The sequence below is a fragment of the Pseudomonas kielensis genome (assembly GCF_014236655.1).
Taxonomy (GTDB): Bacteria; Pseudomonadota; Gammaproteobacteria; order Pseudomonadales; family Pseudomonadaceae; genus Aquipseudomonas; species Aquipseudomonas kielensis.
The window spans coordinates 37,021-52,193 of sequence record NZ_JACMYG010000020.1 but is presented as its reverse complement, the minus strand read 5'-3'; the positions used below and the strand labels follow the sequence as shown (position 1 = coordinate 52,193).

The window sequence follows — 15,173 nt, the reverse complement described above, 5'->3', positions numbered from 1 at the left end:
AAACTCCTTGTGAAGCGCCCTTTCGGGCGCCTGCCAGCGTGATGCCGGCGATTGCATTTATTTTCGGGAAAAGTGCACCACCAGCTTATCGCCGACGGTTTGCAGCACCTGGACCAGCACCAGCAGCAACACCACGGTCACTACCATCACGTCCGTCTGGAAGCGTTGGTAACCGAAGCGGATCGCCAGGTCACCCAGGCCACCGGCGCCGACCACACCGGCCATCGCCGTGTAGGACACCAGTGTGATGGCCGTCACCGTGATCGCCGCAAAGATGCCTGGGCGCGCTTCCGGCAGCAAGGCATTGGTGATGATCTGACGGGTGCTGGCGCCCATGGCCTGGGTCGCTTCGATGATGCCGCGATCAACTTCACGCAGGGCGGTTTCCACCAGCCGCGCAAAGAATGGCGTGGCACCCACCACCAGCGGCGGGATCGCGCCGCCGACCCCCAGCGAGGTGCCGGTAATCAGTACGGTGAACGGGATCATCACAATCAGCAGAATGATGAACGGCAGCGAGCGCAGGATGTTGACGATCAGCGACAGCAGCGCGTAGACGCCCTTGGCTTCAAGCAACTGGCGCGGGCTGCACAGGAACAACAGCACGCCCAGTGGCAGGCCCAGCAAGACGGTGAACAGCAGCGAGCCACCGAGCATCAGCAGGGTGTCGCCGGTGGCCAGCCAGATTTCATACCAGTCGATATTGGCGAAGAAACTTGTCAGCAGTTCCATTAGCGCAGCACCTCCATGTGGACATCGGCTGCGGTGAAGTGGGCAAAGGCCGCTTCCATGTCACCGCCCGTGATGGCCAGGGTCAGTTGCCCGTAAGGGACGTCTTTGATGCGGTCGATGCGGCCGGCGAGGATGCTGTAGTCCACCCCCGTTTCGCGGGCAACGGTGCCCAGCAGCGGCGCGTAGGTGGCTTCGCCCTGGAAGGTCAGGCGCACGATGCGGCCCGGTACGTGGGCGAAGTCATCGCGCTGTTCGCTTTCATCGACTTGCTCGTCTTCCTGGACGAAGCGCTTGGTGGTCGGGTGCTTGGGGTGCAGGAACACCTGGGCCACCGGGCCTTGTTCGACGATCACGCCAGCGTCCATCACGGCCACCTGGTCGCAGACCCGGCGAATCACGTCCATTTCGTGGGTGATGAGCACGATGGTCAGATTCAGCTCACGGTTGATCTCGGCCAGCAGTTGCAGGACCGACGCCGTGGTTTGCGGGTCCAGGGCACTGGTGGCCTCGTCGCACAGCAGGATCTTCGGCTTGGTTGCCAGGGCGCGGGCGATGCCTACGCGCTGCTTCTGGCCACCGGACAACTGCGCCGGGTACTTTCTGGCGTGGTCGGACAGGCCCACCCGCGCCAGCAACTCGGCCACGCGCCGGTCGATGTCGGCGCGTGACAGTTCACCGGCCAGGGTCAGTGGCAGCGCCACGTTGTCGGCCACCGTCTTGGAGGCCAGCAGGTTGAAGTGCTGGAAGATCATCCCGACTTGCTGACGGAAACGGCGCAGCGCATTGGCGTCCAGCGCAGTGACTTCCTCGCCATCGACGAAGATCTTGCCGCCACTGGAGTCTTCCAGGCGGTTGATCAGACGCAGCAGGGTACTTTTTCCCGCGCCGGAATGGCCGATCAGGCCAAACACCTGGCCGTTCTCAATCGTCAGACTGGTCGGGTGCAGGGCGGGAATATCCCTACCGGCAACGCGGTAGGTTTTATGGACGTTTTGAAACTCGATCACGTAGCGAACCTTGTGGGGCGCGTTAGAAAAGGATCAGCGGTTAGCCGGGCGCGCATTTTAGCCTGTCCGTATAGAGGTTCTTAGCATTTATTTCGTATTCATCCTTTCATTTGGCAATAACGCGATCAAAGGTCATAAAAAAGGAACGGCCCGATTCCACGTCAGTCACTACTTCAGCACTGAAAAACACCCGGGACCGTGCCTGGGGACTTAGCTCATGGATCTCGCCCTATGCGCGAATCCCCATCGAGGAGTTCAGCACTGATGAGTACCAAAAAACCTGACGCCGGCAAGAGCCAACTGGCCGGCACCGATACCCTGGACCGCGCCAACAGCAACGCCAAGCTGCAAAGCCTGGAAGCCTTTCGTTCGGACGCCAGCGAGCAGGCGCTGCGCACCAATCAGGGGGTCAAGGTCGCCGACAACCAGAATAGCCTGAAGGCTGGCGCGCGCGGGCCTTCGCTGCTCGAAGACTTCATCATGCGGGAAAAGATTACCCACTTTGACCATGAGCGGATTCCCGAGCGCATCGTGCATGCCCGGGGTACCGGGGCCCATGGCTTCTTTCAGAGTTACGAGAACCACGCCGAGCTGACCAAGGCCGGTTTCCTACAGGACCCCGGGCATAAAACTCCGGTGTTCGTGCGATTTTCTACGGTGCAGGGCCCGCGTGGCTCCGGCGATACCGTGCGGGATGTGCGTGGGTTCGCCGTGAAGTTCTTCACCGAGCAAGGCAACTTCGACCTGGTCGGCAACAACATGCCGGTATTTTTCATCCAGGACGCCATCAAGTTTCCCGACTTCGTCCACGCCGTAAAACCCGAACCGCACAACGAAATACCGACCGGTGGTTCGGCGCACGATACGTTCTGGGATTTTGTTTCGTTGCAGCCGGAGTCGGCGCACATGGTGATCTGGGCCATGTCCGATCGGGCGATTCCCAAAAGCCTGCGCAGCATGCAGGGCTTTGGCGTCCACACCTTCCGCCTGATCAATGCGGCCGGGAAGTCGCGTTTTGTGAAGTTCCACTGGCGCCCCACCGCAGGCACCTGCTCGCTGGTGTGGGACGAAGCCCAGAAACTTGCGGGCAAAGACACCGACTATCATCGCCGCGACCTGTGGGACGCCATCGAGATGGGCGACTACCCCGAGTGGGAACTGGGGGTTCAAGTCATCGAGGAGGAAAACGAGCATGCCTTCGATTTCGACATTCTCGACCCCACCAAGCTGATTCCCGAGGAGTTGGTGCCGATCACCCCGCTCGGCAAAATGGTGCTCAACCGCAACCCGGACAACTTTTTCGCCGAAACCGAACAGGTTGCGTTCTGCCCTGGGCATATCGTGCCGGGGATCGATTTCTCCAATGACCCGTTGCTGCAAGGCCGGCTATTTTCCTACACCGACACGCAGATCAGCCGACTCGGCGGACCGAACTTTCACGAGATACCCATCAATCGCCCGATCGCCCCGTTTCACAACGGCCAGCGTGATGCGTTGCACCGCACCACCATCGACAAGGGACGGGCGGCCTATGAGCCGAACTCCATCGATGGCGGCTGGCCGCAAGAAACCCCGGCGGCGGCCAGCGATGGCGGCTTCGAGAGCTACCCCGAGCGTATCGACGCCAACAAGATCCGCCAGCGCAGCGAATCCTTCAGCGATCACTTCTCCCAGGCCCGGCTGTTCTTCCACAGCATGAGCACGCACGAGCAGGAGCACATCATCGCCGCCTACAGCTTCGAACTGGGCAAGGTCGAGCGTGAGTTCATCCGGGCGCGGGAGGTCAATGAAATCCTCGCTAACATCGACCTGGATCTGGCGGGGCGTGTGGCGCAGAACCTCGGCCTGCCGGCACCCAAGGCGGGCACGGTGCCAGTGCGCAAAACCGCGCTGGAGCGCTCCCCTGCGCTCAGTCAGGCAAATTTGTTGCCGGAAAATATCAAGACTCGCAAAGTTGCGATTCTGGCGGCCAACGGCGTCGATGGTGCGGCGATCGATGCGATGAAAAAAGCCCTGAAGGCCGAGGGCGCGCACGCCAAGCTGTTGGGGCCGACGTCGGCGCCCGTGAAAACCGCGGATGGCAAAAGCCTGCCGGTGGATGGGTCCATGGAAGGGTTGCCGTCGGTGGCCTTCGATGCGGTGTTCGTGCCGGGTGGCGCGGCGTCAATCAAGGCGTTGAGTACCGATGGCGTGGCGTTGCACTACCTGTTGGAGGCGTACAAGCACCTCAAGGCGATCGCGCTGCAGGGCGAGGCCAAACAATTGCTCGATGTGTTGAAACTGCAGGCGGATGCCGGGCTGGTGGTGGGCGCGGGTGCCAGTTTGACCAAGGGGTTCTTTGCCGCGATCGGGCAACATCGGGTGTGGGACCGTGAGGCGAAGGCCAAGGCGGTGCCGGCTTAGGCAAAAAGATCACGTTCGCTGACGAACCCGCTTGCGGCTCGCCAGCGAACGGCGATATCAGTCTTTGCGGGGCGCCAGGACCATTTGCGCCGGAATGTGGCGCAGGATCTGCCGCTCGATCTTCAGGTCAAAATCGGGGTCGAGTTTCTTCACCCGCTTGCTCAGCAAAGTGGCCAGCCACGGGTAGTCCTGAGTGCGGGGTGCCTGGATGCTGACGTCACACTGGTAATTCACTACATCGGCGGCAATCGCGTCCAGTTGACGCCGAAGTTGCCGGCTATCGGTGATGTTCAGTGCCACGGTGGTGCTTTCGGCGGTTGGGTCGATGACCTTGGCCTGGGGCTTGGCGGCGGCAGCCAGGAGGGCGGCCTCGGCTTTTTCCAGCTCGGCTTTACGGGCCTCGGTAATGGCGCCGTTGACGCCACCGGTCAGTGCTGGCGCCTTGGGCATCAGCACTCGTGCGCGGCTGAGGGCAGTGGCTGCGGCGTTGACATCACCCTTTTGCAGGACGATCTGGCTGCGCTGCAAATAGGCTTCGGCCAATTGGCGCTGGTATTGCTCCAGGGACTGGTCGTTGGGCGATTGCGCCTGCAAGGCTGCCAGTTGACCTTCAGCGGTGGCCAGTTCGTTGCTGGCCAGGCTTTGTTCCAGCTGGGCAATCGCTGTCGCCCGCGCGTCCGGGACTTCGGGCGCAGGCGGCGTGCTTTGGCAGGCGCCCAGCAGCAAAAATGCAACAAGGAGCAGATAACGGGAGGCGAACGGCTTCATTCCTGCGACTCTCTGATTGCGCAAAAAACGAGCAAGTCTACACCCCTCGGCGGGGCAGGACAAAACTCAGCAGAAACAGCGCGGCGGCAGCGACCACAATCGAGGGGCCGGCCGGCGTGTCCTTGAACCACGACAGCGCCAGGCCACCGCAGACCGCGAGTATACCCAGCAAGCTAGCACCCAAGGCCATTTGCTCAGGCGAGCGGGCGTGGCGTTGTGCCGCAGCCGCTGGAATGATCAGCAGTGAGGTGATCAACAACACCCCAACGATTTTCATCGCTACCGCGATTACCACGGCAATCAACAGCATCAAGGTCAGGCGCAATGCCGCCACGGGTAGGCCTTCGACCCTGGCCAGCTCCTCGTGCACGGTAATGGCCAGCAAGGGTCGCCACAGCGCCACCAGCAACAGCAGGACAGCCGCACTGCCGCCGAGGATCCAGGCCAGGTCGCCGGGGCTGATCGCCAGCAGGTCGCCGAACAGGTAGGCCATCAGGTCAATCCGCACTTCATGCATGAAGCTTAGTACCACCAGGCCCAGAGAGAGGGTGCTGGGCGCAAGAATCCCCAGCAAGGTGTCGGAGGCCAGTGGTTGACGCTGTTGCAGGGTCACCAGCAGCACGGCCAGCAACAGGCAGCCGACGGTGACGGCGATGGTCGGGCTGACATCCAGCAAGAAGCCTAGGGCCACGCCAAGCAAGGCCGCGTGGGACAGGGTGTCGCCGAAATAGGCCATGCGCCGCCAGACCACGAACGATCCCAGAGGGCCAGCCACGACGGCCAGGGCCAGGCCTGCGAGCAGGGCATACAACAGAAAATCAGCCATGCTTGCAGCCATCTCCGTGAACGTGGGTATGAGCGGCGGGTGCCGCGCTGACGACCGAACCGTGCAGGTCGTGGGCATGATCGTGATGGTGGTGATAGATCGCCAGGCTTTGCGCGTTTTTGCCGAACAGCTCGACAAATGCCGGGTCGCCGCTGACCTGCTCCGGGTGGCCGGAGCAGCAGACATGGCGATTGAGGCAGACCACCTGATCGGTGGTGCTCATCACCAGGTGCAGGTCGTGGGAGACCATCAGCACGCCGCAGCCGTGACGGTCGCGCAGGCGGGTGATCAAGCTGTACAGCTCGGCCTGCCCGGCGACATCGACACCCTGGACCGGCTCGTCGAGCACCAGCAGTTGCGGCTCGCGCAGCAGCGCCCGGGCCAGCAGTACGCGCTGCATTTCACCGCCGGAGACGCTCTGCACCGGGCTGTCGATCACCTGTTCGGCACCGACTTCCTTGAGTGCGGCCAGGGCGCGCGCCCGGTCCACGCCGGGCACCAGGCGCAGAAAGCGCAGGACCGACAGTGGCAGGGTTGGGTCGACGTGGAGTTTTTGCGGCATGTAGCCGACCCGCAGCTTCGGCTTGCGCCACACACTGCCGCTGTCGGGCTTGAGCAGGCCGAGCACGGCGCGCACCAGGGTGGTTTTGCCGGCACCGTTGGGGCCGATCAGGGTGACGATCTGCCCCGGCTCGACGCTGAGCTGGATGTTGTCCAGCACGTTTTGCCCGGCAAAGGTCACCGTCACCTGTTCCAGGCGGATCAACGCAGTGCTCATCAAGCCCCCTGGCAACCCGAACAGAGACCGACCACTTCAACTGTCTGGCCTTCGACCACAAAGCCGACTTCACCGGCGCTGTGGATGATGCTGTCGCTGATGGATTTCTGTTCCAGCTCGATGGCCGCGTGGCATTCCCGGCAGATCAGGAACTGGCCCTGGTGGGCGTGCCCCGGGTGGTTGCAGCCGACGAAGGCGTTGAGTGACGAGATGCGATGCACCAGGCCGTTGTCCAGCAGGAAGTCCAGGGCGCGGTACACGGTGGGCGGCGCGGCGCGGCGGCCGTCCTGCTCACTGAGCACTGCCAGGATGTCGTAGGCACCCAGCGGCTTGTGGCTTTGCCACACCAATTCCAGCACCCGCCGGCGCAATGCGGTCAGCCGCAGGCCCTGGCGTGCGCAGATCGCATCAGCCTCGGACAGCGCGGTGTGCACGCAATGGGAGTGGTCGTGGGGACGACTGGCAAGCGGTGTTTTAGGCATGAGCGGCGACGAATATTGTGAGAGACGTTATTATATTACCCGTTCTCGTCTCTTTGAGTGGTCATCGTGTCCAGAGTTTTTGCCATCCTTGTCACATTTGCTGCCAGTTTCTTCACGATCAACGCTGCTCACGCCGAAGTCAGGGTCCTGACCAGTATCAAGCCGGTACAGCTGATAGCCGCTGCGGTGCAGGACGGCCTGGGTGTGCCGGAAGTCCTGCTGCCACCGGGCGCTTCACCCCATAACTATGCCTTGCGACCTTCCGACGTACGGCGCGTGCAGTCGGCAGACCTGCTGTACTGGATCGGCCCGGACATGGAAGGTTTCCTGCCTCGGGTCCTCAAGGGGCGCAACTTGCCATCGGTGGCCCTGCAGACGCTGCCAGGCCTGACGCTGCGCCATTTTGCCGAGGACAATCACTCCCACGCCGAGGAGGCCGACGAGCACGATCACGATCATCGCCCTGGCAGCCTCGATGCCCACCTGTGGTTATCGCCGGTGAATGCGCGGGTAATTGCGGCGAAAATCGCGACCGACCTGAGTGCCGCCGATCCGGCCAATGCCCCGCGTTATCAAAGCAACCTGAAAGCCTTCGATGAGCGCCTCGATGCCCTGGACCTGCGCTTGAAAGCACGCCTGGCGTTGGTCGAAGGCAAGCCTTACTTCGTGTTCCACGAAGCGTTCGACTATTTCGAAGACGCCTACGGGCTCAAGCATGCAGGTGTATTCAGCGTGGCCGCCGAAGTGCAGCCCGGTGCCCAGCATGTGGCGGCGATGCGTACGCGTCTGCAGACGGTGGGCAAGACCTGCGTATTCAGCGAACCACCACTGCGCCCGCGCCTGGCCGAGACCCTGGTGGCCGGTTTGCCGGTGAAACTGGCCGAGCTGGATGCACTCGGCGGCTATACGCCAGCCACTGCCCAGGGTTATGAGCAGGTGCTGGAGAAGCTGGGTAATGACCTGGCAGGGTGCCTGGAGTCGCTGTAAAACGCCGGGGTATGCGGCGATCCCAGCGCGGGCAAGCCTAGCGCCTACAAGCGCAGGTATTGCTCTGCGTAGGAGCGAGGCTTGCCCGCGAAGCCTTTAAAGCGCGAACGGCAACGGCGTGCTGACCTGCTGGCGCTGGGCCAGACGCTGCTCGAACTCCATTGGATCGTGAATCAGCACGTCTTGTCCGGCAAAGGACTCCGCAGCGATCAGGCGTGACAGCCAGAACCGTACACAGGCCACACGCAGCAGGGTCGGCCACAGTTCGGCCTCGGCAGCACTGAATGGTCGCAGCGCCGCATAGGCCCCGAGCAGGGCTCGCGCCCGCGGGCCGTCGATCAGGCCATCGTCGTCCGAGCACCAGTCGTTCAGGGCGATGGCCACGTCATAGAGCATCGGGCCCGAGCAGGCGTTGTAGAAGTCGATCAGCCCGGTCAGGTGAGTGCCTTCGAACATGGCATTGTCGCGAAACAGGTCGGCGTGGATGTTGGCTCGTGGCAAGGCGAGGATTTTCGCCTTCTGCTCGATGATCTCGTCCAGGGCGCGCTGCAGCAGCTGGCGCGAGTCGTCACCCAGGTGCGAGAGCAACTGCGTGCCTTCTTCGAGCATCCAGTCCAGGCCGCGATCGGTCTTGCGCTTGATCATCTGGTCCTTGGTCGCCAGGTGCAGGTGCGCCAGCAACTCGCCGACTTGCGCGCAGTGCTGGGCGTTGGCCACCTTGATGTGCTTGCCCGCCAGCCGTGGCTGCAAGAGCGCAGGTTTGCCGGCCAGCTCGCGCAAGGCGATGCCGTCGGTGGTGCGCAGGGCGTAGGGCACCGGCAGGTTGGCGTTGTGCAGTACGTCCAGCAGTTCGATGAAGAACGGCATTTCCTGCACGGGGCCGCGCTCGACCAGGGTCAGGACGAACTCGCCCTGTTCCAGGCTGATGAAGAAATTGGTGTTTTCGCTACCAGCGGCAATCCCCTGGAAATCAAGCAGGCGGCCGAGCCCATAAGGGGCGAGAAAGGTTTCCAGCTCGGGCCGAGCCAGGGGGGTGAACACAGACATGGTTAAAAACTGCTCAGTTCGGGCGCGGCGATCAAGCCAGCGCCGATTAAAGTTAAGAAACTACTTCCACTCAAAGATCTTCCACGCCGGAATCAGCATATCGGGCTGATCCGAGCGGATGAAATTGGCATCCGTGCCGTCTGCGCGCACCAGGAAATACGGAACGCCGCCCTTCGGTGTGACCTTGATCGCATACAGGAAGCCGTTCTGGCGGTACTCCTGGATGGTTTTGTCGCCTTCCGTGCGGATGGTGACTTGCGGCTCTGGCGTTGGGGCATCATCTGCCGCCATGGCGGCCAATGGAATGAAGCTAAACAAGCCAGCCAGCAACAGGCGATTGAGTGTGCGCATGATAACCTTGTCCCTTTGTCGTCAACGGTCCCGCTATTCTAGCGCCGGACCCGCCGAAAAGGTTGATCCTGCTCATGAGCCAAGCCCCCCTCGTCCTGGTGGACGGTTCTTCATACCTGTACCGCGCCTTTCACGCGCTGCCACCGCTGACCACTTCCAAAGGCCTGCCGACCGGAGCGGTCAAGGGCGTGCTGAACATGCTCAAGAGTCTGCGCAAGCAGTACCCGGACAGCCCGTTCGCCGTCGTGTTCGACGCCAAGGGTGGGACCTTTCGCGATGACATGTACGCCGAATACAAAGCCAACCGTCCAAGCATGCCGGACGACATGCGTGTGCAGATCGAGCCGCTGCACCAGAGTGTGATCGCCCTGGGCTTCCCGCTGCTGTGCGTCGAAGGCGTCGAAGCGGACGATGTGATCGGCACGCTGGCCCGCAGCAGCGCGGCCGCTGAGCGCCCGGTGGTGATTTCCACGGGCGACAAGGACATGGCGCAACTGGTCGACGGGCACATTACCTTGGTCAATACCATGACCGGTAGTTCGATGGACGTGGCTGGCGTGAAGGAGAAATTCGGTGTCGCTCCCGAGCAGATCATCGACTACCTGGCGCTGATGGGCGATTCCTCCGACAACATTCCCGGGGTCCCGGGGATTGGACCCAAGACCGCATCCGGCCTGTTGGTTGGGGTGAACGGCGGTCTGACCGAACTTTACGCACAGCTCGATATTGTCCCGAGCCTGCCGATTCGTGGCGCCAAGACACTGCCGGCCAAGCTCGAAGAGCATCGGGACATGGCGTTTCTGTCCTACCAACTGGCGACCATCAAGGTCGATGTACCGTTGGACGTGGGCCTGGACGACCTGCACTTGCGCGAGCCGGACCGCGACAAGCTGGCCGAGCTGTATGCCTTGCTCGAGTTCAAAAGCTGGTCCGACGAGTTGCAGCGCGATGCCAAGCGCGTCGAGCTGGCGGCTGCGGCCCAACCGGAGCCCGCGACCGATCTGCTGAGTGCGGTCGAGACGGACGTAGCCGTTGAAGAGCCGGCGCCAACTGAGGCGCAGTACGAAACCATCCTCGATCAGGCGCGTTTTGAGGTCTGGCTGCAGAAACTCAGCGACGCCAAGCTGTTCGCCTTCGATACCGAAACCACTGGCATTGACGCCCAGCAGGCCCAATTGGTGGGTCTGTCCTTCGCGGTGCGGGCCAATGAAGCAGCCTACATCCCGTTGACTCACTCCTACATCGGCGTGCCGCAGCAACTGGACCGCGACAGTGTGCTACGCGCCCTCAAGCCGCTGCTGGAGGATGAGCACAAGCTCAAGGTCGGCCAGCACGCCAAGTTCGACATGAACATCCTGGCCAACTGCGCCATCGGTGGCGATCAAGCGTGCGGTATCACCGTGCGTGGAATTGCCTTCGATACCATGCTCGAGTCCTATGTACTCAACTCCGTGGCCACTCGCCATGACATGGACAGTCTGGCGCAGAAGTACCTGGGCCTCACCACGGTCAGCTTCCAGGACATCGCCGGCAAGGGCGTCAAGCAACTGACCTTCGATCAGATCGCTCTGGAGCAGGCCGGTCCTTATGCCGCCGAAGATGCCGACGTGACTCTGCGTCTGCACCAGACCCTGCACGAAAAGCTGGCGGCTATCCCAAGCCTGGCCAGTGTCCTGAGCGATATCGAAATGCCGCTGGTGCCCGTGCTGGCGCGGATCGAGCGCCAGGGCGCGCTGGTGGATGACAAACTGCTCGGCGAACAGAGCGTCGAGCTGGGCAACAAGCTGGTGGCGCTGGAGCGCGAAGCCTTCGAGATTGCCGGCGAAGAGTTCAACCTCGGCTCACCCAAGCAGCTTGGGGTGATTCTTTACGAAAAACTCGGCTACCCGGTGTTGAAGAAGACTGCCAAGGGTCAGCCGTCCACCGCCGAAGAAGTGCTGGCCAAGCTGGCGGAGGAGGACTACCAGTTGCCCAAGGTACTGATGCAGTACCGCTCCATGAGCAAGCTGAAAAGTACCTATACCGACCGTCTGCCTGAGCAGATCAACCCGCGCACCGGCCGCATCCACACCTCCTATCACCAGGCGGTGGCGTCTACCGGGCGGCTGTCCTCCAGCGATCCGAATCTGCAGAACATCCCAGTGCGCACCGCCGAAGGCCGACGTATCCGTCAGGCGTTCATCGCGCCGAGCGGCTACAAGCTGCTGGCGGCGGACTATTCGCAGATCGAACTACGGATCATGGCTCACCTGTCCCGCGATGAAGGCCTGCTCAATGCCTTCCGCAACAACCTGGACGTGCACACCGCCACGGCTGCGGAAGTGTTCCGGGTCGAGCTGGCAGACGTCACCACCGAGCAGCGCCGCAGCGCCAAGGCCATCAACTTCGGCCTGATCTACGGCATGGGTGCGCAGAAGCTGGGCAAGGATATCGGCGTCGACACCAAGACTGCCAAGGCCTATATCGATACCTATTTCGCGCGCTATCCGGGCGTGCGTGAATACATGGATCGCACCCGCGCCCAGGCGGCGGAGCAGGGCTATGTCGAGACGCTGTTCGGTCGCCGGCTGTACCTGCCGGAGATCAACTCCAACAAGCCGCAGGAGCGCGCCGGCGCCGAACGCACGGCGATCAACGCGCCAATGCAAGGCACGGCGGCGGACATCATCAAGAAGGCCATGGTGGCTGTGGATAACTGGTTGGCGAGTTCTGGGCTGGACGCTCGGGTGATCCTGCAGGTGCACGATGAATTGGTGCTGGAAGTTCGCGAGGACCTGGTCGATCAAGTGCGCAACGAAATTCGCCAGCACATGAGCGCTGCGGCCACCCTCGATGTGCCACTTTTGGTGGAAGTCGGCGTCGGCAACAACTGGGATGAGGCTCACTGAGCCATTTTTTCGCGATTTTTTGCAGGGAGCGCCGCGGCATAGTGTCGCGGCAATTGCGGGGTTTATGGCGCTTAGGTCGGAAAATTCGTTGGCTTATTGCCAATCGATTTTGTGGCAGCCAGGAACTAAACCCGTGAAACACCACTCAGAGTTACTGAATGGGTGGTGAAGCCCTTCGATGCTCCTATGTTGTGTTAAGTGTTGGCAGATATCTGGACCCCGCCCTAGCGGTCCAGAAGCTTAAACCCCGAATTTCTCCCTCCCCATATGAAATTCGGGGTTTTTTTTGCCCGCGATTTTTACTCGGCCGCCTCGGCGCCCTTGTCCGCAAGCTCCATCCAGTCTGCCAATACAGTGTAGGCGTCTTCCAAGCCCAGGCGTTTGGGGGCCGAGAACAGCTGGATGGTCACGGCATCGCCCCAGCCTTTGCGGATTTCCGCCTGGACCTTGAGCAGGGTATTTTTGGCTGCGCCATAGGTCAGCTTGTCGGCTTTGGTCAGCAAAATGTGCATCGGCATGCCGCTGGCGACGGCCCAATCGAGCATCAGCAGGTCGAAGTCGGTCATTGGATGACGGATGTCCATCATCAGGATCAGGCCCTTCAGGCTCTCACGGCTGCCCAGGTAGGCTTCCAGGTGGCGCTGCCAGTGCTGCTTCAGCGGGATCGGTACTTTTGCGTAGCCGTAGCCCGGAAGGTCGACCAGACGCCGTTCTTCGTCTAGTTTGAAGAAGTTCAACAGCTGTGTGCGCCCTGGCGTCTTGGAGGTACGCGCCAGGCTGGCGTGGGTCAGGGTGTTCAGCGCACTGGATTTACCGGCGTTGGACCGCCCGGCGAACGCCACTTCGAAGCCTTCGTCGTCGGGGCATTGATCGACTTTGGCAGCGCTGAGCATGAAGGTGGACTGTTGGCACAGACCGAGGATGGGGTTCTTGAGTTGCATGGGATTTCCGATGTGGGCGGTGCCGAGATTGGTCGCAAAGAGCAGCGTCGTTTCCGTTTCAGTGACGCCAGTATATAATGCCGCAGATTTTGTGTGCGCTTTGTCCCAGCGTAGGATGAAGTTCACGAGAGCGATTGACCTTGATTGCGCATTAGAACGCAGCACGCTCTCAACCCTGAAAAGGTCGTTTTATGACGAAATGGCTGCTAGCTGCCGGTGTCTTGATGCCGCTATATGGCGCGCAGGCTACACAGGATCCGGAAGCTGTGTACAACCGTGTTTGTGGAGCCTGTCATTCCGGCCAACTGCCCACGGCGCCCCGAAAGGGTGACCAGCAGGCGTGGACGCCGAGACTGGCGCAAGGTATGGAGACGCTGGTGCAACACGTGACCCAGGGTTTCAAGGCGATGCCGCCGCGTGGTTTGTGCATGGACTGCAGTGCCGAGGATTACCAGGCCATCATCCAGTGGATGAGCGAGTGATCCCGGTCCATAACTCTTTAACCCTTAGCCGTAGTTGGATTAGCTGATGAACAAATTGATCGTGAGTCTGCTGTTGACCGTGGGGATCTCCGGCATTGCCCATGCTGCAGGTGATGCGACTGCTGGTCAGGCGAAAGCCGCAGTATGTGGCGCTTGCCATGGCCCGGATGGCAACAGCATGGCGCCAAATTTTCCAAAACTGGCGGGTCAGGGTGAGCGTTACCTGAACAAGCAACTGCACGACATCAAGTCGGGCAAGCGCACCGTTCTGGAAATGACCGGCCTGCTGACCAACCTGAGTGATCAGGACCTGGCGGATCTCTCTGCCTACTTCGCCAGCCAGAAAGGCAGTGTCGGCGCAGCGGATCCGAAAGTCGTGGCTCGCGGTGAAGAGTTGTTCCGCGGCGGCAAGCTGGACCAGGGCATGCCTTCATGCACCGGTTGCCACTCGCCTAACGGCAGCGGCAACGCGGCAGGGGGCTTCCCGCACCTGGGTGGCCAGCACGCACAATACACCGCTAAGCAGTTGACCGATTTCCGTGAAGGTAACCGTGTCAACGATGACGCGAAGATCATGCAAAGCGTTGCAGCGAAGCTGAGCAACAAGGACATCGAAGCGGTGTCCAGCTACATTCAAGGCCTGCACTAAGGCCGATTGAGCGGGCGCTGCGCGAGGTATCGTACCCGCGCGACGTTAACGCTCGATTAATCCTTCGATGCAAGCATAAAAGGGTGGCCTAGGCCGCCCTTTTTTGTGGCTGCTGCCGTTACACTAGAAAACTGATGCCCGCCATGACCTGCCAGACCGCAGGTCGCGCGAGGCGAGCCAATGTGTCCAGGAGCAAAGCATGCGTAATCTGATTCTCAGCGCCGCACTCGTCACCGCCAGCCTGTTCGGCATGACCGCCCAGGCGGCCGAACCGCTTGAAGCCGGTAAACAATATGTCGAACTGAGCAACGCCGTCCCGGTGGCGGTGCCTGGCAAGATCGAAGTCGTGGAACTGTTCTGGTACGGCTGCCCGCATTGCTACGCATTCGAGCCGACCATCAACCCATGGGCCGATAAGCTGCCAGCCGACGTGAATTTCGTGCGTATTCCGGCCATGTTCGGTGGTATCTGGAACGTCCATGGCCAACTGTTCATCACCCTGGAAGCCATGGGTGTGGAGCATAAGGTCCACAAGGCCGTGTTCGAAGCGATCCACAGCGGCAAGAAACTCGCGACCCCTGAAGAGATGGCCGAGTTTTTGGCTGGCGAAGGCGTCGACAAGGACAAGTTCCTCAGCACCTTCAACTCGTTCGCCGTCAAAGGCAAGGTCGAGGACGCCAAGAAAAAGGCCCAGGCCTACCAGATCTCCGGCGTACCGACCATGGTCGTCAATGGCAAGTACCGCTTTGACCTCGGCACCGCCGGTGGCCCGGAAGGCGCCCTGAGCGTGGCTGATCAGTTGATCGCCAAGGAGCGCGCCGCTAAGTAAGCG

15 protein-coding genes are annotated in these 15,173 nt (G+C 61.4%); 6 read left to right on the top strand and 9 right to left on the bottom strand.

Translation table 11 applies throughout. From position 1 onward, the window contains the following. Nucleotides 1-57: 57 nt before the first annotated feature. Together H7995_RS18295 and H7995_RS18290 are read right to left on the bottom strand one after the other, a co-directional pair. Complete coding sequence (locus H7995_RS18295; RefSeq protein ID WP_095165135.1) at nt 58-732, bottom strand: methionine ABC transporter permease; 675 nt, start codon at nt 730-732, stop codon at nt 58-60. Further along, the gene (locus tag H7995_RS18290; protein ID WP_166588946.1) at nt 732-1,739 is read right to left on the bottom strand and encodes a methionine ABC transporter ATP-binding protein; all 1,008 of its coding nucleotides are present in this window, start codon (nt 1,737-1,739) and stop codon (nt 732-734) included. Before H7995_RS18290 ends, H7995_RS18295 begins: the two co-directional genes overlap by 1 nt. 231 nt (nt 1,740-1,970) lie before the next feature. Here H7995_RS18290 and katE point away from each other — a divergent pair, with 231 nt between their 5' ends. Beyond that, nucleotides 1,971-4,142, top strand: a complete 2,172-nt coding sequence (gene katE / locus H7995_RS18285) for a catalase HPII (RefSeq protein WP_185818705.1) — start codon at nt 1,971-1,973, stop codon at nt 4,140-4,142. Nucleotides 4,143-4,199: 57 nt separating this feature from the next. On the opposite strand, the gene H7995_RS18280 is transcribed toward katE, so the two are convergent. Genes H7995_RS18280 through zur form a run of 4 tightly spaced genes read right to left on the bottom strand, consistent with a single transcriptional unit; the run spans nt 4,200 to nt 6,996 of the window. Further along, entirely contained in the window at nt 4,200-4,910 is a 711-nt protein-coding gene (locus tag H7995_RS18280; protein ID WP_182342970.1) for a PA5502 family lipoprotein, read from the bottom strand. Nucleotides 4,911-4,947: 37 nt separating this feature from the next. Further along, complete coding sequence (znuB, locus tag H7995_RS18275; protein WP_166588949.1) at nt 4,948-5,736, bottom strand: zinc ABC transporter permease subunit ZnuB; 789 nt, start codon at nt 5,734-5,736, stop codon at nt 4,948-4,950. Continuing rightward, a complete protein-coding gene (gene znuC, locus H7995_RS18270) occupies nt 5,729-6,514 on the bottom strand; it encodes a zinc ABC transporter ATP-binding protein ZnuC (protein WP_159992987.1) in 786 nt (261 codons plus the stop codon). Before znuC ends, znuB begins: the two co-directional genes overlap by 8 nt. Continuing rightward, complete coding sequence (gene zur / locus H7995_RS18265) at nt 6,514-6,996, bottom strand: zinc uptake transcriptional repressor Zur (RefSeq protein ID WP_166588950.1); 483 nt, start codon at nt 6,994-6,996, stop codon at nt 6,514-6,516. The genes znuC and zur overlap by 1 nt, the downstream gene beginning before the upstream one ends. 57 nt (nt 6,997-7,053) lie before the next feature. Between zur and H7995_RS18260 the strand changes: the two genes are divergently transcribed. Beyond that, nucleotides 7,054-7,983, top strand: coding sequence for a zinc ABC transporter substrate-binding protein (locus H7995_RS18260; protein WP_371927765.1), 930 nt, complete (start codon nt 7,054-7,056; stop codon nt 7,981-7,983). A gap of 96 nt (nt 7,984-8,079) precedes the next feature. Here the strand turns inward: H7995_RS18260 and H7995_RS18255 are convergent, their stop codons facing one another. Further along, entirely contained in the window at nt 8,080-9,030 is a 951-nt protein-coding gene (locus tag H7995_RS18255) for a homoserine kinase (RefSeq protein ID WP_166588952.1), read from the bottom strand. A gap of 60 nt (nt 9,031-9,090) precedes the next feature. After that, nucleotides 9,091-9,381 carry a DUF2782 domain-containing protein gene (locus tag H7995_RS18250; RefSeq protein WP_166588953.1) on the bottom strand — a complete coding sequence of 97 codons (291 nt, stop codon included), beginning with the start codon at nt 9,379-9,381 and terminating at the stop codon, nt 9,091-9,093. A gap of 74 nt (nt 9,382-9,455) precedes the next feature. Between H7995_RS18250 and polA the strand changes: the two genes are divergently transcribed. Next, nucleotides 9,456-12,269 carry a DNA polymerase I gene (gene polA / locus H7995_RS18245; protein ID WP_185818704.1) on the top strand — a complete coding sequence of 938 codons (2,814 nt, stop codon included), beginning with the start codon at nt 9,456-9,458 and terminating at the stop codon, nt 12,267-12,269. A 299-nt stretch (nt 12,270-12,568) separates the two neighbouring features. Here polA and yihA read toward each other — a convergent pair whose 3' ends face one another. Beyond that, nucleotides 12,569-13,210 carry a ribosome biogenesis GTP-binding protein YihA/YsxC gene (gene yihA, locus H7995_RS18240; RefSeq protein ID WP_166588955.1) on the bottom strand — a complete coding sequence of 214 codons (642 nt, stop codon included), beginning with the start codon at nt 13,208-13,210 and terminating at the stop codon, nt 12,569-12,571. 191 nt (nt 13,211-13,401) lie between these two features. Here yihA and H7995_RS18235 point away from each other — a divergent pair, with 191 nt between their 5' ends. The 3 genes from H7995_RS18235 to H7995_RS18225 all read left to right on the top strand — a co-directional run bounded on the left by H7995_RS18235 (nt 13,402) and on the right by H7995_RS18225 (nt 15,170). After that, complete coding sequence (locus H7995_RS18235) at nt 13,402-13,692, top strand: c-type cytochrome (RefSeq protein WP_166588956.1); 291 nt, start codon at nt 13,402-13,404, stop codon at nt 13,690-13,692. A gap of 46 nt (nt 13,693-13,738) precedes the next feature. Then, the gene (locus tag H7995_RS18230; RefSeq protein ID WP_166588957.1) at nt 13,739-14,341 is read left to right on the top strand and encodes a c-type cytochrome; all 603 of its coding nucleotides are present in this window, start codon (nt 13,739-13,741) and stop codon (nt 14,339-14,341) included. Between the two features lie 199 nt (nt 14,342-14,540). Beyond that, a complete protein-coding gene (locus tag H7995_RS18225; protein WP_166588958.1) occupies nt 14,541-15,170 on the top strand; it encodes a thiol:disulfide interchange protein DsbA/DsbL in 630 nt (209 codons plus the stop codon). Nucleotides 15,171-15,173: the final 3 nt, after the last annotated feature.

Bases quoted from the DNA above. Each gene is read 5' to 3' on its own strand.
- H7995_RS18295 (WP_095165135.1), bottom strand. From the start codon at position 732: ATGGAACTGCTGACAAGTTTCTTCGCCAATATCGACTGGTATGAAATC.
- katE (WP_185818705.1), top strand. From the start codon at position 1,971: ATGCGCGAATCCCCATCGAGGAGTTCAGCACTGATGAGTACCAAAAAA.
- H7995_RS18280 (WP_182342970.1), bottom strand. From the start codon at position 4,910: ATGAAGCCGTTCGCCTCCCGTTATCTGCTCCTTGTTGCATTTTTGCTG.
- znuB (WP_166588949.1), bottom strand. From the start codon at position 5,736: ATGGCTGATTTTCTGTTGTATGCCCTGCTCGCAGGCCTGGCCCTGGCC.
- znuC (WP_159992987.1), bottom strand. From the start codon at position 6,514: ATGAGCACTGCGTTGATCCGCCTGGAACAGGTGACGGTGACCTTTGCC.
- zur (WP_166588950.1), bottom strand. From the start codon at position 6,996: ATGCCTAAAACACCGCTTGCCAGTCGTCCCCACGACCACTCCCATTGC.
- H7995_RS18255 (WP_166588952.1), bottom strand. From the start codon at position 9,030: ATGTCTGTGTTCACCCCCCTGGCTCGGCCCGAGCTGGAAACCTTTCTC.
- H7995_RS18250 (WP_166588953.1), bottom strand. From the start codon at position 9,381: ATGCGCACACTCAATCGCCTGTTGCTGGCTGGCTTGTTTAGCTTCATT.
- polA (WP_185818704.1), top strand. From the start codon at position 9,456: ATGAGCCAAGCCCCCCTCGTCCTGGTGGACGGTTCTTCATACCTGTAC.
- yihA (WP_166588955.1), bottom strand. From the start codon at position 13,210: ATGCAACTCAAGAACCCCATCCTCGGTCTGTGCCAACAGTCCACCTTC.
- H7995_RS18235 (WP_166588956.1), top strand. From the start codon at position 13,402: ATGACGAAATGGCTGCTAGCTGCCGGTGTCTTGATGCCGCTATATGGC.
- H7995_RS18230 (WP_166588957.1), top strand. From the start codon at position 13,739: ATGAACAAATTGATCGTGAGTCTGCTGTTGACCGTGGGGATCTCCGGC.
- H7995_RS18225 (WP_166588958.1), top strand. From the start codon at position 14,541: ATGCGTAATCTGATTCTCAGCGCCGCACTCGTCACCGCCAGCCTGTTC.